A 20,638-nucleotide genomic window follows, 5' to 3' on the forward strand; every position below is an offset into this window, starting at 1 on the left:
GTTATTTGAGGTGCTTTCTTCCTTGACGGGGCACTTGGGAAAAGCGGAACCCCACACGCAACACTATTTTTCCTTGCGTTCGATGTGCAGCCACAGCGGGCTGAACGAGCGGATGCGCACCGGCAGGCCATCGGCAATCAGTTGCAGGGCTCGGCGCGGATTGTCCAGCGGCAGGACAGCGGACACCCGTAGATCGCCGAGTTGCTCACGATTGAACTGCACATGCCCACCGTACTGGCGTGCCAGTTCGTCCAGCACTTCGGGCAATGGTCGGTCCTGCACCACCAGTTGATGGTGCTTCCAGGCGTCGTCGGTGGTGCGCGGGTCGATCTTGCCCAGCCGTTTTACCGCGTCCGGCGTGATGCGCGCCTGCTCACCGGCGCTGACTTTTACATCGTCGTGATGCCCGGCATCGGTGGCGGCGACAGTGGATTCGAGCATGCTCAGCAGCGTGCCCGACGCTTCGCGCTTGACCGTAAAGCGCGTGCCAAGGGCGCGCATCTGGCCGTCGTCGGTGACCACGGTAAACGGCCGTGCGGCATCGTGGGCCACTTGCACCAGGATCTCGCCACGCAGCAACCGCACCTGGCGTTGCTGGCCGTTGAAGGTCAGGTCCACGGCGCTGTTGCCGCTCAAGGTCAGTTGCGAGCCGTCTTCCAGGTTCACCTGCTGCCATTGCGCAGGCGCGGTGCGCTGGTCGGCCAGCAGGTAGCTCGGCGGATAGGCGCGCAACGCCAGGGCCACCGGCAACGCCAGCAACACGCCCAGCAGCACACGCCCCGTCGGGTTGCGACGACGCACCCGCGCCGCTTCCAGCGCGGCCTGCACCGGTGCCTGTTGCGGGCGCAGTGCCTGCAAGCGCCCGACAAAACCTTGCAGGCGCTCAAAGGCGGCGCCATGCCGTGGGTCGGCGGCCTTCCAGCGTTCAAATTGCTGCTGCTCGCGCTCGCTGAGGTGGCCTTCGTTGAGGCGGATCACCCAGTTGGCGGCTTGCTGGTCGAGGTCGGCGCTCATACGTCCAGCGCGTGGTTGCAGTGCAGCAGGGCGTTCATCAGGTGTTTGCGCACCATGCGCTCGGAGATGCCCAGGCGGCTGGCAATCTGGCTTTGGCGCAGGCCTTCGAGGAAATACAACAGGAACGCCTGCCGCGCATTCAGAGCCAGGCCGTCGAGGACGAAGGCGATCTGTTCCAGCGCTTCAAGGGTGACCAGGATCTGTTCCGGCGACTGCTGGCACTGCTCCATCATCTCGATGGTCAGTGCCAGTTCCCGCAGGTAGGCGTCTTCCAGCTGGCGGCGGCGCGCGCGGTCGATGATCAGGTGGCGTGCTGTGGTGGTGAGAAAGGCCCTGGGTTCGCGCAGGCCGCCCAGGGCATCGCGGGAAGCGAGGATTCTTACAAAGGTATCGTGGGAAACATCCGCAGCGTTTTGCGGGCAACCGAGCTTTTTGCGCAGCCAGCCGAACAACCAGCCATGGTGCTCGGTGTAGAGCGCATGGACGACCTGGTTCAGGGGAAGTTCGCTGGCCGACATGGGAGGTAAGTCTGCGGATAAGAATTATTCGCAAGAGTAGCGGGGTGCCATCACACAAAGCAAGCGCGGCTTGATGGATCAGTTGGCCGCATGGCCAGGCGTGATAATCGAAGCTGCCGCATCCCAGGTCAGCAGCAGCTGGGTGATGGCGCCATCAATCACGGCATGTGGGACGTGATCTCGCGCCAGAATCGACACCCCCTGCAAGAAACCGTCAAACACCGTTGCCATCACCGTAGCCTCCATCGTGTTCGGCAACTGGCCGTCGCGCACGGCCCGTTCCACACAGGCCACGATGCCCGCCCGCGTGCGGCTGCGCGACTGGTTCAAGGCATCCGCCACCCGTGCATTCTCCGGGCTCGGCGCACTCATTACGCCGAGGGCCACCATGCAGCCTTTGGGGTGACCGTCTTCACACTGCATGCGCGCCGACTGGCGCAGCGCGGTTTCGATGGCCTGGCGCGGCGGCAGGGTTTCGTCCCACAGGCATTCGGTGACTTGGGCGTAGGTGGCCAGGTAACGCTGCACGCACTCATCAAACAGCGCCTCTTTGGAGCCGAACGCGGCGTAAAAACTCGGCGCAGAAATACCGCCACCCAGGCCGGCCTTGAGCTGGGCCAAGGAAGTGGCGTCGTAGCCGTGCTGCCAGAACAGGTGCAAGGCCTGGTCCACGGCATGGTCACGGTCGAAATTGCGGGGGCGGCCCATTTGTGCCATGTGAGGTCTCCGGTGGGAAAGCGAGATAAATACTAGTCGATACATAAGTCGTTGACAACGAGCAGGGCTCGCCCGCAACATTTGTATCGATCAGTATCTAAATCCCTCTCAAGGAGTTTCCCGTGACACCCTCACTCACCTTATCAGCGGCATCCGACCGCCTGCCCATTGGCGCCTTGCTCGCCCTGGCCATGACCGGCTTCATCTGCATCGTCACCGAAACCCTGCCCGCCGGCTTGCTACCGTTGATCAGTGAGGGCCTGGCGATTTCGCCCTCGATGGCCGGGCAGATGGTCACCGCGTATGCACTGGGCTCGGTGTTGGCAGTGATCCCCATGACGATCGCCACCCGTGGCTGGCGTCGGCGCAATGTGCTGTTGCTGACCATCGTGGGTTTTCTGCTGTTCAACTCCATCACCGCATTGTCGTCCCACTATGGCGTGACCCTGGTGGCGCGCTTCTTTGCCGGTGTGGCGGCGGGGTTGGCCTGGAGCCTGCTGGCCGGTTACGCGCGGCGCATGGTCGCGCCCCATCAACAGGGCAGGGCGCTGGCGTTGGCGATGGTGGGCACGCCCATTGCGCTGTCATTGGGCGTGCCACTGGGCACATGGTTGGGTGGGCTGGTGGGCTGGCGCACCACGTTTGGGCTGATGTCGGCGCTGACGCTGGTGCTGATTGTGTGGGTGCTGGTGAAAGTCCCGGACTTTGCCCCCCAAGCGGCGCATCAGCGCGTGTCCCTGGGCAAGGTACTGACCACGCCGGGTGTGCGCCCGGTGTTGGCGGTGGTGATCAGTTGGATGCTGGCCCACAACATTCTCTATACCTACATCGCACCGTTTGTGGCACCGGCAGGGTTGGCGGAGCGGGTCGACTTGGTGCTGCTGGTGTTTGGTATTGCGGCGTTGGCGGGGATCTGGCTCACGGCCAGGTTGGTCGAGCCACTGCTGCGCAAAACCGTGTTGGCTAGCCTGGCGACCTTTGCGTTGGTGAGCCTGGTGTTCGGTTTGCTGGGCAATCAACCCCTGGTGATTTACCTCGGCGTGGCCGTATGGGGCCTGAGCTTCGGCGGCGCCGCGACCCTGCTGCAAACCGCCCTGGCCGATGCAGCGGGGGATGGCGCAGACGTGGCGCTGTCGCTGAATGTGGTGGCCTGGAACAGTGCGATTGCCGGCAGCGGCGTAGTGGGCGGTGTATTGCTCGACACCTGGGGTGTGGCGTCGTTTCCATGGGCGATGCTGGTATTGATCGGTGTGTCACTGGCGATTGCCTGGGGGGCGCGCGGGCATGGGTTCACACCTGGGCCGCGCAGTGCGCAAAATCCTGCGTCGGTCGGGCACTAATCTGACAAAGTTCGGTCAATAAACCCCACAATATCATCCACTTGGCTCCGCAGTGCGGAGCCTGTCGCTCTACTCCCTCTCGAAGATTTAATGCATGTACCTACGCACTATTGCTGTTGGGCTGTCGGCCTTTGTTTTGTTCTCCACCGGCGCTCAGGCCCGGACGATGACGGACCTTTACTCCCACCAGGAAAAACAGCTTTCCTTCGACAGTTGCGCCGACCTGTTCCCCGCCGCCACACCGATCAAGACCGCCACCGTTCCGGCCGCGATGAAACCCCTGGCGCTGTGCTCCGATCACTTTGCAGTACTCTATTCACAAGCCAGCAAGACCCCGCTGGTGGTGGTTGAACGCCTGAACGCCGCGCAGTTGAAAGACGCCAAGGGCGAGGAGCGCACCAACCAGTTCTACGCCGACCCACGCATCCCCAAGGGCGGGCGTGCCGAACTGAGTGACTACCGCGCCCAGCACATGGACCGTGGCCACCAATCCCCGGCCGCCGACGCGCCGGATGCCAATGCCATGGCCCAGTCGTTCGCACTGTCGAACATGGTGCCCCAAGACCCCACCAACAACCGCAAGATCTGGAGCAAGGTCGAGGCCGACGTGCGCAAGTTTGCCGTGCGTGCCGGTGGCGACGTGTTTGTATTTACCGGACCGCTGTTCGACGAGGGCTACAGCACCATCGGCGACAACAAGGTGTGGGTGCCGACGCGCCTGTTCAAGCTGGTGTACGACGCCTCGTCCAAACGTGCCTGGGCGTATGTGCTGCCCAACGCCGAAACCCGTATCCAGAAGCCGATGGACTACGACACCTTCGTAAAAAGTACCGGCCTGAAACTGCTGGGCAATCTGCCGGTGTCGGGCTCGGTGGGGCGCGGCTGATCGCTATTTGGTTTTTTTCAATGCCTTCAACCGCTGCGTGGCGCGTTGCACGGCGGCCATCTTCTCGGGGCGCTTCATGCGTTTCCATTTGCGGATATCGTCCTTGCTGCGCCCGCAGCTGACGCAGAGGTCGCCACTGAGCTGGCAGAGGGAGATGCAGGGGTTTTCGATGTCTTTGGCCAAGAGGGTCTTCCGTTGAAATGCGATCAAGTGTGGGAGCGGGCTTGCTCGCGAAGGCGGTGGTTCAGGCGCAGGACATTTGCCAGCAGTACCACCGCCTTCGCAGCCTCGCTAAAGCTCGACAGCTCCCACATTTGCACCGCGTACACCCGTTTGAAATGCGGTCAAGTTAACGGGCGTCACGCTTGTTCAACTGCTTGCTCGGCGGCTTCGGCGAGCTTCAAACGGTCGGCTTTGCTGATGTACTTATCTTTGGATTTGGGCGCCAACTTGGCGCTGGCCTTTTTGGCTTTGGCCTTAAAGAGTTGTTGGAGTTTTTTCTGGCGGTTCATGGGGCTTCATCCGACGGGTCAAGGTCGGGATGATACCAGCTTGAAATCACCTGCCAGAAAATCGCTGATCAACTGCACCACTTGTTGCTGAATCACCTCCCGTGGTCGCGCCCCTTTGCCATCGTGGCAAATCATCCCATCCCCTGGCGAGCTCTCTTCAATCAGCGCCTCACCTGTCGGCTTGCAGATGGCCATAAAGCTGAAATGGGTGGCATCGTTGATCTTCAAGTACTGCGTCGAGGCCTTGGGCAGGCGCCTGGCCAGGTCGGCAGACTCCAGCTCGGCCGGCAACTCCGGCGCCGCCACACCTGCCGCGAGCACCAGCACCGGCACCTGCATTGCGGCCAGGCTGGCATCGGTCATACCGCGTGACAGGCCCAAGTCGAGGGACACCACGGCGGTGATGCGCTTGTCGCGCAGGTCGGCGGCCAACTCGGCCTTCGACGTGGCGGTGTTGGCGGTGTTCACCTTCTGGTAGGCCTTGCAGCCGGAGAGTTGCGGGTGGGCTTGGCAGTCTTGGGTGAACAACACGGGATCAAAGCGTGCACCGCCGATTTCCAACACGGTCCAGCCGCCGAGGGAGTGGCCTATTGCGGCAATCTTGCCGCTTGCCACCGCGCCCAATTGCTTGGGTTGGGCGAGCACCGCATCGATGGCCCGGCTCAAGTCCCTGGGCCGTTGCCACAACTGTGCGGCGGCTTCTGCGCTGCGATCCTTGCTGGTGGTGCCGGGGTGGTTGACCGCCGCCACGATGTAACCCCGGTGCGCCAACGCACTGGCCAGCCATACCTGGTTACCCCAATTGCCGCCGTTACCGTGGGAGATCACCACCAGCGGGTGCGCGCCGCTGGCCGGTGGCGCATCCGGCACGGCGAGGGCGCCGAAGAACACCGCGTCATCGCGGATCAACTCGGGCGTTGCTGTGGTAGCGGCGGGGTACCAGACCACCATCTGTAGAGGACGTTTGTTTTGCGGGTCGGCAAGGGTGATGTTTTGGAAGCCGATGGGGGTGTTGTCGGCGAATACGGGGGTAGCGAGGCAAATCAGGAACAGCGCGGCGAGGGTGGCTCTCATTTTTTTATCGTCCTTGATATGAGGGGGGCCAAGCATGCCCGCAAATCGCAGTTTTGGGTAGAGGGGAGGCGGGACTAGGAAGTTACTTACGTATTCCTACTTCTAAGTATGTCGGAGTGGTCCTTCGTGATTTTAGGAAGTGGGTGGGTTTATTAGGTTAATAAATCGTGCAAGGCTAGGGGCGTGATTCTTACAGATGGCTTGATTTGAACCTTGAGTGTTGATTTCTTAACTTGTGGTGATAATTATGATTTCAATGATCAATGATTCGGAAATGGCGCTGGCGTTATTATTTATCATCATGTGCAAGGTGGCGGTGCGCGTATTGGTTATCCTGCCGGAAATGACTCGGTGAACTTCCGCTATGCGGACTAACCGATGCATGAACGACACATGGGGAATACTCATGATCAATCTCAAGATTTATCCACCGATATCCAATGGTCACTTATCCATTGGTCCGGCCACTGTCTCGTCCCCCTCTTCAGTCGACGACACGAATACCGACTTACCCAACGTTGACACGGCGACTGTTACTCACTTGTCGCCCTTGGCTCGACAATTAAGCGAAGCTCACACAGCTTCCAATGAGTTGCAGGTCGCCAAACCGATACTTGCGGCGACCAACAGCCCGCTACCCATATCCGCTATTGGTAGGGAACTGATGGTCGCGCGAATCTTCCGAGGGCATGAGCCCCCCGTGTCTCTGGATTCTGCAGTTGATGCTTTCACTTTCCAAGCGCGCTGCAGCTTCCTTAACTATGAGGACCGAGCTCTGGTCTCACAGATGTACGCTTACGCACAGTCGCAAGGTGCTGATCTGGCCTACGTAGACAGTGTGGCCGAAGTCCTTGGTCGCTACCGTTATTTTGACGACGGGCGCCGGCTATTGAGCAGTAACAACGGCTACGATTCGCAAGGCCATGCGGTCAGATACGACTTTTTGGAAAAAGACGCTGCCGCCGCTGCACGCATCCTCAACGGCACGGCGATCAGCACTACGAGTTTCGACCAGGGCTTTTTACGCCACATTCTTGACCCGGGAATTGGCGCCTTGTCTAGCTTCGGGAACTCCATAGGCTTTCTGGAGAAAATGGTCATGAAGTTCTCCAGCGAAGAAACAGAACAGTCTTTGCTAGGCCGCGAGTTTAAGACCTACGTTCCCATGGATGTTAAAGACAACGTAGTGGTCACCCGCTCCAAAGAAGTCATGTTCACGCTTCCAGAGCCGTACATCACCAGAAACAACGGCGTGTGGGCCATCACTGAAAAAGGCAGGGAGGCAGGCTACACACTGGATAAGGTCACAGGCCGGCCACGGATTCCCACGCCGGTTCCGGAAGGGCAAGCCCGAGTGCGTGACAGTGTGAAGGCGCACCCTCGCCAGGTTCAGGAGCGCGTCTTTCTGGAAGCGCTTGCGCGCAGTCGCGATTTGCCGCACTGGCTGATGAGTTTGTTGAAGACGTTGAGTAAAGCAGGAGAGAGGTGACCGCTTATATTAATCTAGAATGTTGCGATTTAAATAGGTGGTTGTTCGGTAGGCGTGACTCTTGGGTTTTGCTTGAGTTGGGCCTTAGGATTAATTCGTGACGTGACGGTGATGAATATGAAAAGCGTGATTGAGTTTGCGTGGGGCGTTAATTCGAAAACAAAGCAGCTCGTGTTGTTGATTGCCTTGGTGGTATCGGGCAGTGGAGTTGTGCGTGCAGCGGAAGGGACGATCACTAAAATCGTGACGCCTCCTGCGTTGTTTGTTTTTTCTGACTCAAATACCATGCGTCGAGAGGGGCTTGTGGTTTTTAGAATTTCAAACTCGGACTTCCCTCAAGGTACAGCCCTAGATTCTAAGCGGTTGTTAGATATTCAGTGGAGGACAACGCGCTATACGGACAGTATTAATGAGACTGTAAGGTTGTGCTATCTGCGTACCTGGAGTTCTCAAGAGGACTGTAGAGAGATTTCTCCAAGCTCCAGCGGGACGCTGTCAGACTTTAATGGTGAATTATTTGATTATTTCTCGCAGGTTAAGATTTATCATCGGGTAGTCGGCGGGAAGCGCCCCAGCATCCGGCCTGTGGGTGTTGATTCAGTAGTTTTTAGGTACAGGTATTAAAGAGATGAAAGTGCCCTATACAGGGGGGGTAGGCACTTTTTTGAGTAAGAAAATAACTTTTACTTATGTCGGTGCCGCTGTTCTCTAATGCGGAGGGAATACCCATGAATACCATCAATTCTCATATATCGTCTTATAACCGAATGGCAACAGATCGTTCCGCCAGTGCGTCTGACGTTTCTTCGAACGCCTCTGATAAGCAAGTGATGGAAGCGAATGCCTCTACGAGCCGCGACGTTACAGATACCACCGTCTCAATCCTGGCCCGGCAATTGAGCGAGGCCGCGACGCGTGCCGGCAAGCAGAGTGCCGACCCGCTACACGCCGTTACCGGCGACAACTATCTCGCCAATAAAGCACGACACGATGCCGAACGTCCCAGCACCGACAATCCGGAACTCTTGGCGCGCGCCCGGCAAGCCACCAGCTTTATCAGCGGTGTCGACGGCAACCCGTTTAAAGGGTTGACGCGTGATCAACTGAGCCTGATCGCACGGGACGAAGGCGGCCCATTCACCGTCAATGAGCGCCGCGCCGCGTGGGAAGAGCTTCAGCCAATAGCTCCCCCAGTGGCTGCCAATCCGAAACCGACCCCTGTTAACGGCCGAGAGATCATGATCTCTATCCTGTTCAACGGCGTTGAACCTCCGGTCGCCAAACCACCCATGACTGCACAGAACGGTGCTCAAAATTCCAGCGACTTCCTCACGCTCGATGATCGGGCCGTGGTCGCGGATATGTACGCTTATGCCAAGGAACAAGGTGCTGATCTTACTTTTGTCACTGTATTAGCCGGGACGCTGGGTGACTACCGCCGTAACAGTGACGGCCATCAATGCGGGGGAGGCAATACCGGCTATGACAGCGAAGGATACCGAGTGACGTTTGATTTCAAACCCAAGGATGCCGCAATCGCCTCAAGCATCCTGACCGGTTCGGCAATCAACAGCACCCGTATCGACCAGGGCTTTTTACGATATATCCTGAATCCAGATCATGGCGCGCTCCAAAATGTTAGCGGCATTCCCTTCCTGGAGCGGATGGTGAAGAAATTCTCCGATGAAGGCGCGGGTCAACCCCCACTCGGCGGTGAGTTCGCTACCTACAAAAAGGTCAGGTACGAGGATCATGTCGTTCAAACCACGCACAAGCACATCAAGCTCCCTCCCTCCAAGGCGCTCGTCGGTAACGTCAACGGCGTCTGGACCCTCACCGAGCTAGGCAAATCTCAAGGCTATATATTGGACAAAGCCACCGGCCATGTGAGCAAGCCAAAGTTACCCCCTGGGGAGACGTCTCCGCTGACCCCTCAGCGTAAAACAACCAAGCGCACCTTCCTGGACGTCTTGCGCGAAACGCGCGAGCAACTTGCCACACGCCGCATCTGGCCCGGCCATCTCTTCAAGCTGATGAAAAACTACAAGCCCTGAGCACCCTACGGCGCCGCATAGTCCTCATACCTCAAGGAGATCCCATCGTCCTTTGGATAGCTCACATACACCACCACCCCATCACTGCTATCCACCAATGCGTAGGGCCATTTGCCGTTGGCCTTACGCATATGCTCATACAGCGGCAAGAAAAAATCCTTGGTCTGGCCCCGCGGGTCGTAAGGCGCCTGCACCTGGAAGATCGGAAAGTGCCCGTCATTGCACAGTTGGATGCGCTCCAGCTTGAAGTCGTTTTTCTCCAGCAGAGCGCGAGTGGGGTGTTGCCAGGTGGCGAGGTCGACGTCGCGGCAGCCTTGGGTTTTTTCGGTGTAGAGCGTGGTGTTTTCCAGCGCCGGGAAGGCGTGGGCCAAGCCAGGTAACAGGAGCATAAGCAACGGCAGGAAACGTGGCATGGCGGCACTCCGAATGAGGGGAGCGCGATTGTAGAGCCATTTACGCCCCGACCGTGTGCCTGGCACACGGTCGGGGCACTTCCTGCGTCGTCAGTCGAGCTTGCGGTAGGCCATATAGTCGTTCTGCAAAACAATATGATCGGCCACGTATTTGGCATCATGCCAAACCCCATAGATAAACGACGACGCTCGGTTTACCAGGTTGGGCAGGCCCAAAAAGTAAATTCCGCTCTGCGCCGAAATCCCACGCTTGTGGAACGGCTCGCCTTTTTCATCAAACGCATCCACCTTCAACCAGCTGAAATCAAACTTGAAGCCGGTAGCCCAAAGAATGCTGGTCACCCCGGCCGCTTCCAAATCCAGGCTCAGGATCGGCTCCACCAGGCACTGCGGATCGGGCAACAACTCCCACGCAGACGGCTCCAGTGGAAACGGCAACCCGTTGGCGTCGATATAGGCGTCGGCATCGCGCAGCACATCAAAGTACGCCCGATCCCCTTCGGCGACGTTCTCGGCCAGGCCCGGTTGGAACGTCATGACCCCTTCGTTCCAATCCTGGGTAACGCCCACCAAGTTGATGCCCTGATGCGCCAAGCGGCGAAAGTCTACGGTCTTGCCGCCTTCATACCCACTGACTGCAAATGCCACGTGCTTTTTCTTCGGCTGGATTTTTACTTCGTCCCACAAGCCCAGCGCCCCCAGCCACCAGCAGTAATCGCGGCCACGATAAGCGCGGGGAGGGCGGTAGTGTTCGCCAACGGAGAGGTACACGGTCTTGCCGGCTTTTTGCAGCTCCTCGGCGATCTGTGAGCCGGACGCGCCGGCGCCCACCACCAGCACGGCACCTTCGGGCAGTTGGCCGGGGTTCTTGTAGGCAGACGAGTGCAACTGATGCAGCGGTGCGCTGGCCGGTACGATGTTCGGGATGGACGGGCGCTGGAAAGGCCCCGTCGCGGCCACCACGTTGGCGGCGTCGAACTCGCCAGCTGAGGTGCTCACTTTGAAGCCTGGGCGGCCAACGTGGCGTTCCACTGCGTGCACTTCCACACCCGTGCGTACCGGCGCCTGGAATTTATCGACGTAGGCTTCGAAGTAATCGGCCATGCGTTCCTTGGGCGGGAACGCTTCGGGGGAGATGCCGTCGAATTTCAGCCCGGGAAACCGGTCATGCCAGGCCGGGCCGTTGGCGACCAGTGAGTCCCAGCGCTCCGAGCGCCAGCGTTCGGCGATGCGGTGGCGCTCCAGCACGATGTGCGGCACGCCCATGAGGGACAGGTGTTCGCTCATGGCAACGCCGGCCTGGCCTGCGCCGACCACCAGGGTGTTGATTTTTTCGATGGACATAAGCGTTTCCTGAAAAGTGATTAGGCGTTCTGGCCCAGCAACTCGGCCACCGCCGTGAGTGCCAGTTCGTAACCCAAAGCCCCGAGCCCGGCGATCACACCGGTAGCGGCCTTGGAGATGTAGGAGTGATGGCGGAAGCTTTCGCGCTTCCAGATATTGCTCATATGGGCTTCGATGATCGGGCCGTCGAACGCCAGCAATGCATCGAGGATCGGCACCGAGCTGTAGCTCAAGCCCGCGGCGTTGATCACAATGGCGTCGGCGTGCAGCCGTGCTTCCTGGACCCAGTCCACCAGCACGCCTTCGTGGTTGCTCTGACGAAAGTCGAGGCTCAGGCCTAGCGTGGTGGCGAGGCCTTGGCAGCGGGTTTCGATGCTGGCGAAGCTTTCACTGCCATAGGTGCCACGCGGGTCCAACCCGTAGAGGTTGGCGTTGGGCCCGTTAAGGAAAAACACGCGATGGGACATGGGACGCTCCAGGTTATTGCGCGACGGTCAGCACGACTTTGCCGACATTGGCATTGGCTTCCAGCAAGCGGTGGGCATCGGCCGCCTCGGACAGCGGCAGTTGCGCGTGGAGTTGTGGCGCGACCAAACCGGACGCCAGCCAGGGCAGCATCCGCGAGCGAATACACACCGCCAGCCGGGCCTTTTCAGCGTGGCTCTTGGGGCGCAACGTCGAGGCGGTGAGGCTCAGGTTCTTGCGCATCAGCACCTGCAAATCCAGCTCGATGTTGGCGCCCTGCAAGAACGACAAACTCACATGCCGCCCACCCATCGCCATCGCCGCCAGGTTGCGGGCCACGTACGGGCCACCGACGTTATCCAGCACCACCTCCACGCCGCGCCCGTCGGTGCAGTCGTTGACCACACAGACGAAATCCTCGACATGCCGATCGATCGCGCGCCACACCCCCAGCGCCTGCAACATCGCCACTTTCAGCGGGCCGCCAGCGGTGGCGATCACCCGCGCACCGGCAGCATGGGCACACTGCACGGCAAAGCTGCCGACGCCACTGGCGGCGCCGTGGATCAGCACCGTGTCGCCGCTGCGCAGGCGCCCCAGCTCGAACAGGTTGTGCCACACCGTAAAGGCCGCTTCCGGTACTCCGGCAGCGCTCTCCAGCGACAGCCCCGCAGGCACCGGCAGGCAGTGCGCCGCCTGGGCCACGCAGTATTCGGCGTAGCCACCGCCGTTGAGTAGCGCCATCACGCGATCGCCCACCCCCCATTCATCCACGCCGCTGCCTACCGCGACGACAACACCTGCCGCCTCCAACCCCAGCACATCAGTCACCCCGGGCGGGATCGGCGCGCCGTTGCGTTGCATCAGGTCGGGACGGTTGACCCCGGCTGCCGCCACGCGAATCAGCACTTCGCCGGCAGCGGGTGTCAGCACCTCACGTTGCACCAGCGCCAGCACCTCGGGCCTGCCCGGTTCACGGGCGATCACGGCTCTCATACGCTCCAGTCATCCGGCACGACGGCGATCACGTCGATCTCCATCAACCACTCCGGCTGGCCCAGACCCGAGATCACAAGGCCGGTGGAAATCGGAAACACGCCCTTGAGCCATTTGCCCACCTCCTGGTACACCGGCTCGCGGTAGCGCGGGTCGATCAGGTACGTGGTGGTCTTGACGATGTGGCTCAGGTCGCTGCCGGCTTCTTCCAGCAGTTGCTTGACGTTCTTCATCGCCTGCTCGGCCTGGGCACGCGGATCGCCCAGGCCAACCAGGTTGCCGTCGAAATCGGTGCCGATCTGGCCACGCACATAGATGGTGTTGCCGGCGCGCACGGCCTGGCACAGGTCGTTGTCCAGGCTCTGGTTGGGGTAAGTCTCTTTGGTGTTGAACATGCGGATACGGGTATGGGTCGGCATAACGAAAGGCTCGTTGGAAGCGGGATAGAACCAGCTTCACACCACCCTGGTTCTGGCGAAACCAGCATTTGTGCGGGGTAGTGCTTAGGAAAAACCGAAGCCCTGCACCCCGTCGGTTAGCCCGATGACCCGGCACGAACCCTGCAACGGCACACCTGTACATTTATTGTTGAGGTGAAGGCCTGATGCTCAGTCGTATTACTCAGCGCCAACTGGAATATTTTGTCGCGTCCGGCGAGGCAGGCAGCATCAGCGCTGCGGCTGAACGCATCCATGTGTCGTCGCCGTCGATCTCGGCGGCGATCACCCATATGGAGGCGGAGCTGGGTATCCAGCTGTTTATCCGCCACCACGCCCAGGGTATTTCCCTCACGGCGGTGGGGCGCCAGGTGATGCAAGAGGCCAAGCTGATCCTGGAGCAGATGACCAACCTCTACACCATTGCTTCCGAGTCGCTGAACACCGTGCGCGGGCCGTTGCGAGTGGGTTGCCTGGAGTCGTTGGCGCCGATGATCACCCCGGAGTTGGTGTTTGGTTTTGGTCGTGCGTTTCCCGGCGTGAGGCTCACCCAGGCCGAAGGCAACCACGAAGAACTGTTGGAAAAGCTGCGCAGCGGCGAGTTGGACATCGCCCTCACCTACGACCTGGTGACCAGCCCGGATATCGACTTCCAACCCCTGGCCAAGCTGCCGCCCTATGTGATGGTCGGCGAGTATCATCCGTTGGCGAACCTGCCCGCCGTGAGCATGCAAGACCTTGAAGCCTACCCGGTGGTGCTGCTCGACACGCCGTGGAGCCGTGACTATTTCCTCAGCCTGTTTATCCAGGCGGGTACCACGCCGAACATCATCATGCGCTCCACCAACCTCGAAACGGTGCGTGCCATGGTGGGCAATGGCATTGGCTATTCCTTCGCGAATGCGCGGCCCAAATCCAACCTGTCCCAGGATGGCAAGCGCGTGATCCGCCTGCGCCTGGCCGGTTCCCATCGCGCCATGCAATTGGGCTACGCCACGGCCAGCAACACGCAGCTGTCACGGGTGGTGTCGGCGTTTGCCGAGCGTTGCCGCATGTTTGTCTCCGACCAATACATACCCGGCATGGCGCCGCCGAGCTTTTTTGACCCGCATGCGGTGCGGGACTGTAGGAGCGAGCTTGCTCGCGAAGGTCGTTAACGATAACGCGGGAAACCTGAATCAACGCGCAGGGCTTGGGATTTTCGCGAGCAAGCTCGCTCCTACAGAAAAGCGGCCCATCTATTTTGCACTGAAATGTGGCGTGCGATGCGCCACCCATTCCGGCGAGCACCAAATTGAGCTGCATAGGTTCTACCTACCCAGTGCCCCGGCTTTTACGAATTGACCCCAACCCCCTCCCGCCACGACTCTCAACCCATCGATGTAGATCAACTTATTCAGGGCACAGCGACGATGACATTCGACTGGAATTACATGTTTGGTTTGCTGGGCGATGCCGAGTTCTGGCGCGCGACGTGGACGGTGATCAAGCTCAGTACCCTGACCTGGGTGTTGAGCATTGCGCTCGGCTTTCTGCTGGCACTGGCCAAGCAGTCCAAACATGGCCTGCTCAGCGTGCCGGCTCGCGGCTACATCTGGTTGTTCCGCAGCCTGCCGCTGCTGGTGCTGTTGATCTTTATCTACAACTTGCCCCAAGCGTTGCCGGGTACTTCGGCGATCCTGGCCGACCCGTTCTGGTCGGGCCTGTTGGCGCTGGTGATCTGTGAGACGGCTTACGTTGCCGAGATCCATCGCGGTGGCCTGCTGTCGATCCCCAAGGGCCAGGGTGAAGCTGCGCGGGCGCTGGGCCTGAAGTTTTTCGGCACCCAATGGCGGGTGGTGATTCCCCAGGCGTTGCGGGTGGCATTGCCGTCGCTGGCCAACGAATACATCTCCATCGTCAAGCTCACCTCCCTGGTGTCGGTGATCTCCCTCACCGAAATTTTGATGGTGGGCCAGCGCCTGTACTCGCAGAATTTTTTGGTGATCGAAACCATGGCAGCGGTGGCGTTCTTCTACGTCTTCATCGTCACCGTGTTCGATTTTTTGCTCAAACGCCTGGAGCGCTTTCTCGACGTCAACCAACGCAACGTTTCCCGCGTGCCAGATGCGCAAGTGTTGGCACTGGCCACCCAACAGCGCACGGCGTTGGCGCGCCCGGCCACCAATGGCGAGCCTGCGTTGCACGCTGCGCGGCTGCACAAGGCCTATAACGATATCGAAGTGCTGGGCTCGGTGAACCTGCAGATCCAGCCCGGTGAAGTGGTGTCGGTGATTGGCCCGTCCGGCTCCGGCAAGACCACGCTGATCCGCCTGCTCAACGGCCTTGAGCAACTGGACAACGGCGAGATCAACATCAACGGCCAGCCATTCATTCACCTGAACAAAGTCGGTGCGCAGAAACCCCAGTACATTGAACACGCCGAGCACCGCCTGAACATCGGCATGGTGTTCCAGAGCTTCAACCTGTTCCCCCACTTGAGCGTGCTCGACAACCTGCTGATGGCGCCGAAATACCACCGCCTGGGCGCCACGTCCGAGCTCAAGCAACAGGCTTACGCGCTGCTGCACAAGGTCGGCATGCTCGACCACGCCTGGAAGTACCCGCACCAATTATCCGGCGGCCAGCAACAACGCGTGGCCATTGCCCGTGCCCTGATGATGCGCCCGCAAATCATGCTGTTCGATGAGCCCACCTCAGCGCTGGACCCAGAGAAAGTCAACGAAGTGCTGCAAGTGATCGAAGCCTTGGCCGAGGAGGGCATCACCATGGTGATCGTCACCCACGAGATGAACTTCGCCTTCAAAGTCTCCGACCGCATCGTGTTCATGGAGAAGGGTCGCGTGGTCTGCGACGACACCCCGGGCGCCTTGCGCAGCGGCCATAACCCACGCGTGGAGGCGTTCCTCAAGGACGTCTCGCTGGCGTGACCTCTTTAACGTTCAGGAAAACTAAAATGATCTCGCAATTGCACATCGAACAATTCCAGCGTGACGGTTTCTTGGTGGTCGAAGGCGTGTTGTCGCTGGACGAAGTGGCGGCACTGCAACACGACTTTGATCAATGGGTAGAAGAGAGCCGCAGCCACCACCAAGGTTGGGGCGCCACGGTGGATGGCCGTGAACGCTTTGACCTGGAGGGCGATCACCGCGCTGATCACCCCTCGTTGCGTCGGGTCAGTTCGCCCACCGAGATTTCCCCGGCGTATGAACGCGTGGCATTGCAGTCGCGCATGGCGGCGATTTCCGCGCAGCTTATCGGCGGCAACGGCGCACGTTTTCACCACAGCAAGATCAACTCAAAACTGCCCCACACCGCGACCCAGGTGAAGTGGCACCAGGACTTTTTGTTCACGCCCCATAGCAACGACGACATCGTCACCGCCTTGCTGATGGTCAGCGAAGTGACCCCGCAAAACGGCCCGCTGAATGTGATCCCCGGCAGCCACAAGGGCCCGCTGTGGTCTCATTGGCAAAACCAGCGTTTCACCGGTTCGGTAGACGACGCGGTCGTCGAAGAACACTGCCAGCAACCGGTGGCCTGCTACGGCCCGGCCGGTTCTGTGTGCTTTATGCACACCCGCCTTCTGCATGCTTCCAGCCCTAACGAGACCGAACTGCCGCGCACTCTCTTCATCAGCGTGTACGCCGCTGAAGACGCGCTGCCATTCGGCGAAAACCCTCTGCCCAGTGCACACGCCGGCCTGTTGGTGGCCGGTGAAGAAAGTGGCTTGGTGCGATCCACGGACAACCATATGCGCTTGCCGCAGAAACCCCGTGGCGCCTCGTTCTTTGTGCAACAGGCCGGACAAGATTCAGCCACTGCCTAACCTCCTAAAAACCTTGCGGGTAAAAACCATGACAGCGTTTCGTATGCGTGTTCGTCCCCTTGCCGTGTGCCTGTTGGGTGCTGCGGTGGCAATGACTTCGTTGGCAGCCTCGGCGTTCCAGCAGGAAGGCAAGATCATCGCCGGTTCCGACGTGACCTTCTTCCCTTATGAATACATGGATAACAACAAGCCGGCCGGGTTTGATATCGAGTTCATGGATGGCCTGGGCAAGGTCATGGGGCGCAAGGTCGAGACCCTCGACACGCGTTTTCCCAACCTGATCACCGGCTTGCAGGCCGGGCGTTTCGACGTGACCAATTCGTCGATGTACATCACCGCCGAACGGGTCAAGGTGATCGACATGATCCCTTACCTCAAGAGCGGCGAGTCGATCCTGACCCTCAAGGACAGCACCTTCCAGCCCAAGACCCCGGAAGAATTCTGCGGCCACAAGATCGGTTCCATGGGCGCCACCTCGTGGCTGGCGCAGATGAACAAGCTGTCCACCGAGTACTGCGTGGCCAAGGGCTTGAAGCCGATCCAGATCAGCGAGTACAGCACCGACCCGCAAACCACCCAAGCCTTGCTGGCCCACGCCGTTGAAGCGCAAATCACCGACGCGGCCGTGGCCCGTGGCGTGATCGACAAGCTGGGCAGCCGCGTGGTGATTTCTTCCGACACCCTGATCTACCCGGTGCTCAACGGCTTCGGCGTGAAGAAGGGCAACGACACCGTGAAGAAAGCCCTGCTCGACGGCCTGGAGAAGTACCGTGCAACCCCGGAATACGCGGCCTTGCTCAAGAAATACAACTTCCAGGCACCCACCGATGCTGACATCGCGGCGCTGATGCCGCAGTAAGCCTATAAGCGCGTGCCGCAGCCCCTGCGGCCGCGCCTTGCGGAGACCGATCCATGGCGTTATCCCACGAAGAACACACGCGCATCGACCTGGCGGCGACCTTTCGCATCATCGCCCACTTGGGCATGCACGAAGCGGTGGCCAACCACTTCAGCGCCGCCGTGTCGGCCGATGGCAAACAGTTTTTGCTCAACCCGAAGTGGAAGCACTTCTCGCGCATCCGTGCCAGTGACCTATTGCTGCTGAACGCGGATGACGCCTCCTGCGCCGACCACCCGAACGTGGACGCCACCGCCTGGTCGATCCACGGCCAGATTCACCGGTTATTGCCGCAAACCCGCGCCGTGCTGCACCTGCATCCGGTGTACACCACCGCAGTGGCATGCCTGGCCAAGCCGCATATCCCGCCGATTGACCAGAACACTGCGCGTTATTTCAACCGCGTGGCGGTGGACGAGCTGTACGGCGGCATGGCCGACACCGAGGCCGAAGGCGCACGCCTGGCCGGGCTGCTGGACGGCAAGAGCCGGCTGCTGATGGGCAACCATGGCGTGATGGTGACGGCATCGTCCATCGGTGAAGCCTTCGACGATATATGGACCCTGGAGCGCTCCTGCCAGATTCTCGTCACGGCCTGGTCCACCGGGCAGCCGCTGCGGGTGTTGTCCGATGAAGTGGCGGAAAAAACCGCACGGGGCTGGGAAGGCATCGCGGATTTTTCGCGCCAGCATTTTGAAGAAATGAAGCAGTTGATGATCGACGCTGACCCGTCAGTGCTCGACTGAGGATTCCACATGACCTTTTCCGTTGTCGCCCGCTGTGCTGAAACGGGCCAGTTGGGCATTGCCATCAGTTCGTCGAGCATTGCCGTGGGCGCCCGTTGCCCGTGGCTGCAGCCGGGCGTGGGCGCGGTGGCGTCGCAGAACATCACCTTGCCGAGCCTGGGCCCGCAGGTATTGAACTTACTGGCGCAGGGCGCAGCGCCGGATGAGACGCTGGCCGTTGTGGCCGGGCAGGAACACAGTGAATATCGCCAGGTGACGGTGATTGATAGCCAGGGGCGCACGGCGCATTTCAGTGGTGCCAAGACCCTGGGTATTCACAACGCGGTCAGCGGTGAGCAGTGTGTCGCGGCGGGCAATATGCTCGCCAATCCTGGCGTGATCGAGGCGATGGTGCGGGCGTTTGAACACGCACCGGGGCATCTGGCTGACCGGCTGCTGGCGGCCATGCACACTGGCCAGGCCCACGGCGGCGAAGTAGGGCCGGTGCATTCGGCGGCGTTGATCGTGGTGGATGAGGTGCAGTGGCCCATCATCAACCTGCGTGTCGACTGGGCCGATGAAGACCCCATCGGCGCCCTCGACCAGCTCTGGCAAGCCTATCGCGGGCAGCTGCAGGCCTACATCGACCGCGCCCTCAACCCGCAAATCGCACCGGGTTATGCGGTGCCGGGAGACGACCGATGAACAGCCGCGAGCTGCTGGCGCAACTGGTGCGGTTCGACACCACCAGCCGCGAGTCCAACCTGGCTTTGATCGACTTTGTGCGCACCTACCTGCAAAGCCACGGCGTGGCCTGTGAGCTGGTGTACAACGAGCACAAGAGCAAAGCCAACCTGCTGGCGACTATTGGCCCGGCGAATGTGCCGGGCATTGTGTTGTCCGGGCATACCGATGTGGTGCCGGTGGACGGGCAGCGCTGGAGCGTGGCGCCGTTCGAACTCACGGAAAAAGAGGGCAAGTTGTACGGGCGCGGCACGGCGGACATGAAGGGCTATATCGCCTGCGTGTTGGCCAGCGTGCCCGCGCTGGTAAAGGCGCCGTTGCGCATGCCGGTGCATATTGCGTTGTCCTATGACGAGGAGGTGGGCTGCCTGGGGGTGCGCTCATTGATCCAAAGGTTCCACGGGCAACCGGTCAAGCCACTGTTATGCGTCATTGGCGAGCCCACTGAACTCAAGCCCGTGCTAGGCCACAAGGGCAAGTTGGCGGTGCGCTGCGAAGTACACGGCGCGGCTTGTCATTCGGCGTATGCACCGTCGGGCGTCAACGCCATCGAATACGCGGCGCGCTTGATCGGTGAACTGGTGCGGCTCGGTGAAGGGCTTAAGGCGCCACAGCTGCTGGATCAACGGTTTGACCCACCGTTTTCCACGGTGCAAACCGGCGTGATCAACGGGGGCAAGGCGCTGAATATCGTCCCGCAACATTGCAGCTTCGATTTTGAAGTGCGTGCGTTGCCCGCCCAGGACCCGTGGCAGGTTGCGCAGCAATTGCAGCGTTATGCCGAGCAGACACTGCTGCCCGCGATGCAAGCGGTGAGTGCGCAAACGGCGATCAGTTTCAGTGAACTGTCCAGCTATCCGGGCTTGGCGACATCGCTGCAAAGCCAGGCTGCCGAGTGGGTTGCGCAGTTCTGCGGCTCCCGGGAATTCGGCACCGTGGCGTTCGGCACCGAGGGCGGCCTGTTTGATCAAGCGGGTATTCCCACAGTGGTCTGCGGCCCCGGCAGCATGGAGCAGGGGCACAAACCGGATGAATTTATCAGTGTTGAACAGTTGGAAGCCTGTGACCGGATGTTGGCGCGGGTGGCGGAGTTCGTGCGCGTCTAAGCACATGCATCACCTGTAGTGAGCGGGCTTGCCCCGCGCTGGGGGGCGAAGCCGCCCTAAAACCAGGCACCTCGGTC

23 protein-coding genes are annotated in these 20,638 nt (G+C 60.4%); 12 read left to right on the top strand and 11 right to left on the bottom strand.

Annotation, left to right across the window (positions count from 1 at the left end; all coding sequences use genetic code 11):
* Nucleotides 1-63: 63 nt before the first annotated feature.
* From ACLD1Y_RS22805 to ACLD1Y_RS22815, 3 genes are all read right to left on the bottom strand, one after another.
* A complete protein-coding gene (locus ACLD1Y_RS22805) occupies nucleotides 64-1,014 on the bottom strand; it encodes a FecR family protein (RefSeq protein WP_429480055.1) in 951 nt (316 codons plus the stop codon).
* A complete protein-coding gene (locus ACLD1Y_RS22810) occupies nucleotides 1,011-1,532 on the bottom strand; it encodes a sigma-70 family RNA polymerase sigma factor (RefSeq protein ID WP_429480056.1) in 522 nt (173 codons plus the stop codon). The genes ACLD1Y_RS22805 and ACLD1Y_RS22810 overlap by 4 nt, the downstream gene beginning before the upstream one ends.
* A gap of 78 nt (nucleotides 1,533-1,610) precedes the next feature.
* Nucleotides 1,611-2,249 carry a TetR/AcrR family transcriptional regulator gene (locus ACLD1Y_RS22815; RefSeq protein ID WP_429480057.1) on the bottom strand — a complete coding sequence of 213 codons (639 nt, stop codon included), beginning with the start codon at nucleotides 2,247-2,249 and terminating at the stop codon, nucleotides 1,611-1,613.
* Nucleotides 2,250-2,371: 122 nt separating this feature from the next.
* On the opposite strand from ACLD1Y_RS22815, the gene ACLD1Y_RS22820 reads away from it, so the two are divergent.
* Both ACLD1Y_RS22820 and ACLD1Y_RS22825 read left to right on the top strand, forming a co-directional pair.
* Complete coding sequence (locus ACLD1Y_RS22820) at nucleotides 2,372-3,589, top strand: MFS transporter (protein WP_429480058.1); 1,218 nt, start codon at nucleotides 2,372-2,374, stop codon at nucleotides 3,587-3,589.
* A 94-nt stretch (nucleotides 3,590-3,683) separates the two neighbouring features.
* Entirely contained in the window at nucleotides 3,684-4,475 is a 792-nt protein-coding gene (locus ACLD1Y_RS22825) for a DNA/RNA non-specific endonuclease (protein WP_429480059.1), read from the top strand.
* 3 nt (nucleotides 4,476-4,478) lie between these two features.
* On the opposite strand, the gene ACLD1Y_RS22830 is transcribed toward ACLD1Y_RS22825, so the two are convergent.
* From ACLD1Y_RS22830 to ACLD1Y_RS22840, 3 genes are all read right to left on the bottom strand, one after another.
* Complete coding sequence (locus ACLD1Y_RS22830) at nucleotides 4,479-4,658, bottom strand: DUF1289 domain-containing protein (protein ID WP_429480060.1); 180 nt, start codon at nucleotides 4,656-4,658, stop codon at nucleotides 4,479-4,481.
* Nucleotides 4,659-4,834: 176 nt separating this feature from the next.
* Nucleotides 4,835-4,987 (bottom strand): DUF2986 domain-containing protein, encoded by a 153-nt coding sequence (locus ACLD1Y_RS22835; protein WP_429480061.1) that lies wholly within the window; start codon nucleotides 4,985-4,987, stop codon nucleotides 4,835-4,837.
* 18 nt (nucleotides 4,988-5,005) lie between these two features.
* Nucleotides 5,006-6,061, bottom strand: a complete 1,056-nt coding sequence (locus ACLD1Y_RS22840; RefSeq protein ID WP_429480062.1) for an alpha/beta hydrolase family protein — start codon at nucleotides 6,059-6,061, stop codon at nucleotides 5,006-5,008.
* A gap of 406 nt (nucleotides 6,062-6,467) precedes the next feature.
* Between ACLD1Y_RS22840 and ACLD1Y_RS22845 the strand changes: the two genes are divergently transcribed.
* The 3 genes from ACLD1Y_RS22845 to ACLD1Y_RS22855 all read left to right on the top strand — a co-directional run bounded on the left by ACLD1Y_RS22845 (nucleotide 6,468) and on the right by ACLD1Y_RS22855 (nucleotide 9,604).
* A complete protein-coding gene (locus tag ACLD1Y_RS22845; RefSeq protein ID WP_429480063.1) occupies nucleotides 6,468-7,550 on the top strand; it encodes a hypothetical protein in 1,083 nt (360 codons plus the stop codon).
* Between the two features lie 117 nt (nucleotides 7,551-7,667).
* Nucleotides 7,668-8,174: a hypothetical protein gene (locus tag ACLD1Y_RS22850; protein ID WP_429480064.1), complete on the top strand. Its 507-nt coding sequence runs from the start codon at nucleotides 7,668-7,670 to the stop codon at nucleotides 8,172-8,174.
* 104 nt (nucleotides 8,175-8,278) lie between these two features.
* A complete protein-coding gene (locus tag ACLD1Y_RS22855; protein WP_429480065.1) occupies nucleotides 8,279-9,604 on the top strand; it encodes a hypothetical protein in 1,326 nt (441 codons plus the stop codon).
* Nucleotides 9,605-9,609: 5 nt separating this feature from the next.
* On the opposite strand, the gene ACLD1Y_RS22860 is transcribed toward ACLD1Y_RS22855, so the two are convergent.
* From ACLD1Y_RS22860 to ACLD1Y_RS22880, 5 genes are all read right to left on the bottom strand, one after another.
* Nucleotides 9,610-10,017, bottom strand: coding sequence for a hypothetical protein (locus ACLD1Y_RS22860; protein ID WP_429480066.1), 408 nt, complete (start codon nucleotides 10,015-10,017; stop codon nucleotides 9,610-9,612).
* A 90-nt stretch (nucleotides 10,018-10,107) separates the two neighbouring features.
* Entirely contained in the window at nucleotides 10,108-11,361 is a 1,254-nt protein-coding gene (locus tag ACLD1Y_RS22865; RefSeq protein ID WP_429480067.1) for a flavin-containing monooxygenase, read from the bottom strand.
* A gap of 20 nt (nucleotides 11,362-11,381) precedes the next feature.
* Entirely contained in the window at nucleotides 11,382-11,828 is a 447-nt protein-coding gene (locus tag ACLD1Y_RS22870; RefSeq protein ID WP_429480068.1) for a type II 3-dehydroquinate dehydratase, read from the bottom strand.
* 13 nt (nucleotides 11,829-11,841) lie between these two features.
* Entirely contained in the window at nucleotides 11,842-12,822 is a 981-nt protein-coding gene (locus tag ACLD1Y_RS22875; protein ID WP_429480069.1) for an NAD(P)H-quinone oxidoreductase, read from the bottom strand.
* Nucleotides 12,819-13,241: a RidA family protein gene (locus tag ACLD1Y_RS22880; RefSeq protein WP_135289701.1), complete on the bottom strand. Its 423-nt coding sequence runs from the start codon at nucleotides 13,239-13,241 to the stop codon at nucleotides 12,819-12,821. Before ACLD1Y_RS22880 ends, ACLD1Y_RS22875 begins: the two co-directional genes overlap by 4 nt.
* Before the next feature lie 185 nt (nucleotides 13,242-13,426).
* Between ACLD1Y_RS22880 and ACLD1Y_RS22885 the strand changes: the two genes are divergently transcribed.
* From ACLD1Y_RS22885 to argE, 7 genes are all read left to right on the top strand, one after another.
* A complete protein-coding gene (locus ACLD1Y_RS22885) occupies nucleotides 13,427-14,416 on the top strand; it encodes a LysR family transcriptional regulator (RefSeq protein ID WP_429480070.1) in 990 nt (329 codons plus the stop codon).
* Between the two features lie 255 nt (nucleotides 14,417-14,671).
* Nucleotides 14,672-16,189 (top strand): amino acid ABC transporter permease/ATP-binding protein, encoded by a 1,518-nt coding sequence (locus ACLD1Y_RS22890; protein WP_429480071.1) that lies wholly within the window; start codon nucleotides 14,672-14,674, stop codon nucleotides 16,187-16,189.
* A 26-nt stretch (nucleotides 16,190-16,215) separates the two neighbouring features.
* Nucleotides 16,216-17,088, top strand: a complete 873-nt coding sequence (locus ACLD1Y_RS22895) for a phytanoyl-CoA dioxygenase family protein (protein ID WP_429480072.1) — start codon at nucleotides 16,216-16,218, stop codon at nucleotides 17,086-17,088.
* 28 nt (nucleotides 17,089-17,116) lie between these two features.
* Nucleotides 17,117-17,947, top strand: coding sequence for an ABC transporter substrate-binding protein (locus ACLD1Y_RS22900; RefSeq protein WP_429480073.1), 831 nt, complete (start codon nucleotides 17,117-17,119; stop codon nucleotides 17,945-17,947).
* Nucleotides 17,948-18,000: 53 nt separating this feature from the next.
* Nucleotides 18,001-18,732, top strand: a complete 732-nt coding sequence (locus ACLD1Y_RS22905; RefSeq protein ID WP_429480074.1) for a class II aldolase and adducin N-terminal domain-containing protein — start codon at nucleotides 18,001-18,003, stop codon at nucleotides 18,730-18,732.
* Nucleotides 18,733-18,741: 9 nt separating this feature from the next.
* Nucleotides 18,742-19,416: a DUF1028 domain-containing protein gene (locus ACLD1Y_RS22910; RefSeq protein ID WP_429480075.1), complete on the top strand. Its 675-nt coding sequence runs from the start codon at nucleotides 18,742-18,744 to the stop codon at nucleotides 19,414-19,416.
* Entirely contained in the window at nucleotides 19,413-20,561 is a 1,149-nt protein-coding gene (gene argE, locus ACLD1Y_RS22915) for an acetylornithine deacetylase (RefSeq protein ID WP_429480076.1), read from the top strand. The genes ACLD1Y_RS22910 and argE overlap by 4 nt, the downstream gene beginning before the upstream one ends.
* Nucleotides 20,562-20,638 lie beyond the last annotated feature (77 nt).

This window comes from Pseudomonas sp. 18175, assembly GCF_050432925.1.
GTDB lineage: Bacteria > Pseudomonadota > Gammaproteobacteria > Pseudomonadales > Pseudomonadaceae > Aquipseudomonas.

What these genes read in the sequence shown, in the direction of transcription:
- ACLD1Y_RS22805 (WP_429480055.1), bottom strand. Translation starts at nt 1,014, where the DNA reads ATGAGCGCCGACCTCGACCAGCAAGCCGCCAACTGGGTGATCCGCCTC.
- ACLD1Y_RS22810 (WP_429480056.1), bottom strand. Translation starts at nt 1,532, where the DNA reads ATGTCGGCCAGCGAACTTCCCCTGAACCAGGTCGTCCATGCGCTCTAC.
- ACLD1Y_RS22815 (WP_429480057.1), bottom strand. Translation starts at nt 2,249, where the DNA reads ATGGCACAAATGGGCCGCCCCCGCAATTTCGACCGTGACCATGCCGTG.
- ACLD1Y_RS22825 (WP_429480059.1), top strand. Translation starts at nt 3,684, where the DNA reads ATGTACCTACGCACTATTGCTGTTGGGCTGTCGGCCTTTGTTTTGTTC.
- ACLD1Y_RS22835 (WP_429480061.1), bottom strand. Translation starts at nt 4,987, where the DNA reads ATGAACCGCCAGAAAAAACTCCAACAACTCTTTAAGGCCAAAGCCAAA.
- ACLD1Y_RS22840 (WP_429480062.1), bottom strand. Translation starts at nt 6,061, where the DNA reads ATGAGAGCCACCCTCGCCGCGCTGTTCCTGATTTGCCTCGCTACCCCC.
- ACLD1Y_RS22845 (WP_429480063.1), top strand. Translation starts at nt 6,468, where the DNA reads ATGATCAATCTCAAGATTTATCCACCGATATCCAATGGTCACTTATCC.
- ACLD1Y_RS22850 (WP_429480064.1), top strand. Translation starts at nt 7,668, where the DNA reads ATGAAAAGCGTGATTGAGTTTGCGTGGGGCGTTAATTCGAAAACAAAG.
- ACLD1Y_RS22855 (WP_429480065.1), top strand. Translation starts at nt 8,279, where the DNA reads ATGAATACCATCAATTCTCATATATCGTCTTATAACCGAATGGCAACA.
- ACLD1Y_RS22860 (WP_429480066.1), bottom strand. Translation starts at nt 10,017, where the DNA reads ATGCCACGTTTCCTGCCGTTGCTTATGCTCCTGTTACCTGGCTTGGCC.
- ACLD1Y_RS22865 (WP_429480067.1), bottom strand. Translation starts at nt 11,361, where the DNA reads ATGTCCATCGAAAAAATCAACACCCTGGTGGTCGGCGCAGGCCAGGCC.
- ACLD1Y_RS22870 (WP_429480068.1), bottom strand. Translation starts at nt 11,828, where the DNA reads ATGTCCCATCGCGTGTTTTTCCTTAACGGGCCCAACGCCAACCTCTAC.
- ACLD1Y_RS22875 (WP_429480069.1), bottom strand. Translation starts at nt 12,822, where the DNA reads ATGAGAGCCGTGATCGCCCGTGAACCGGGCAGGCCCGAGGTGCTGGCG.
- ACLD1Y_RS22880 (WP_135289701.1), bottom strand. Translation starts at nt 13,241, where the DNA reads ATGCCGACCCATACCCGTATCCGCATGTTCAACACCAAAGAGACTTAC.
- ACLD1Y_RS22885 (WP_429480070.1), top strand. Translation starts at nt 13,427, where the DNA reads ATGCTCAGTCGTATTACTCAGCGCCAACTGGAATATTTTGTCGCGTCC.
- ACLD1Y_RS22890 (WP_429480071.1), top strand. Translation starts at nt 14,672, where the DNA reads ATGACATTCGACTGGAATTACATGTTTGGTTTGCTGGGCGATGCCGAG.
- ACLD1Y_RS22895 (WP_429480072.1), top strand. Translation starts at nt 16,216, where the DNA reads ATGATCTCGCAATTGCACATCGAACAATTCCAGCGTGACGGTTTCTTG.
- ACLD1Y_RS22900 (WP_429480073.1), top strand. Translation starts at nt 17,117, where the DNA reads ATGACAGCGTTTCGTATGCGTGTTCGTCCCCTTGCCGTGTGCCTGTTG.
- ACLD1Y_RS22905 (WP_429480074.1), top strand. Translation starts at nt 18,001, where the DNA reads ATGGCGTTATCCCACGAAGAACACACGCGCATCGACCTGGCGGCGACC.
- ACLD1Y_RS22910 (WP_429480075.1), top strand. Translation starts at nt 18,742, where the DNA reads ATGACCTTTTCCGTTGTCGCCCGCTGTGCTGAAACGGGCCAGTTGGGC.
- argE (WP_429480076.1), top strand. Translation starts at nt 19,413, where the DNA reads ATGAACAGCCGCGAGCTGCTGGCGCAACTGGTGCGGTTCGACACCACC.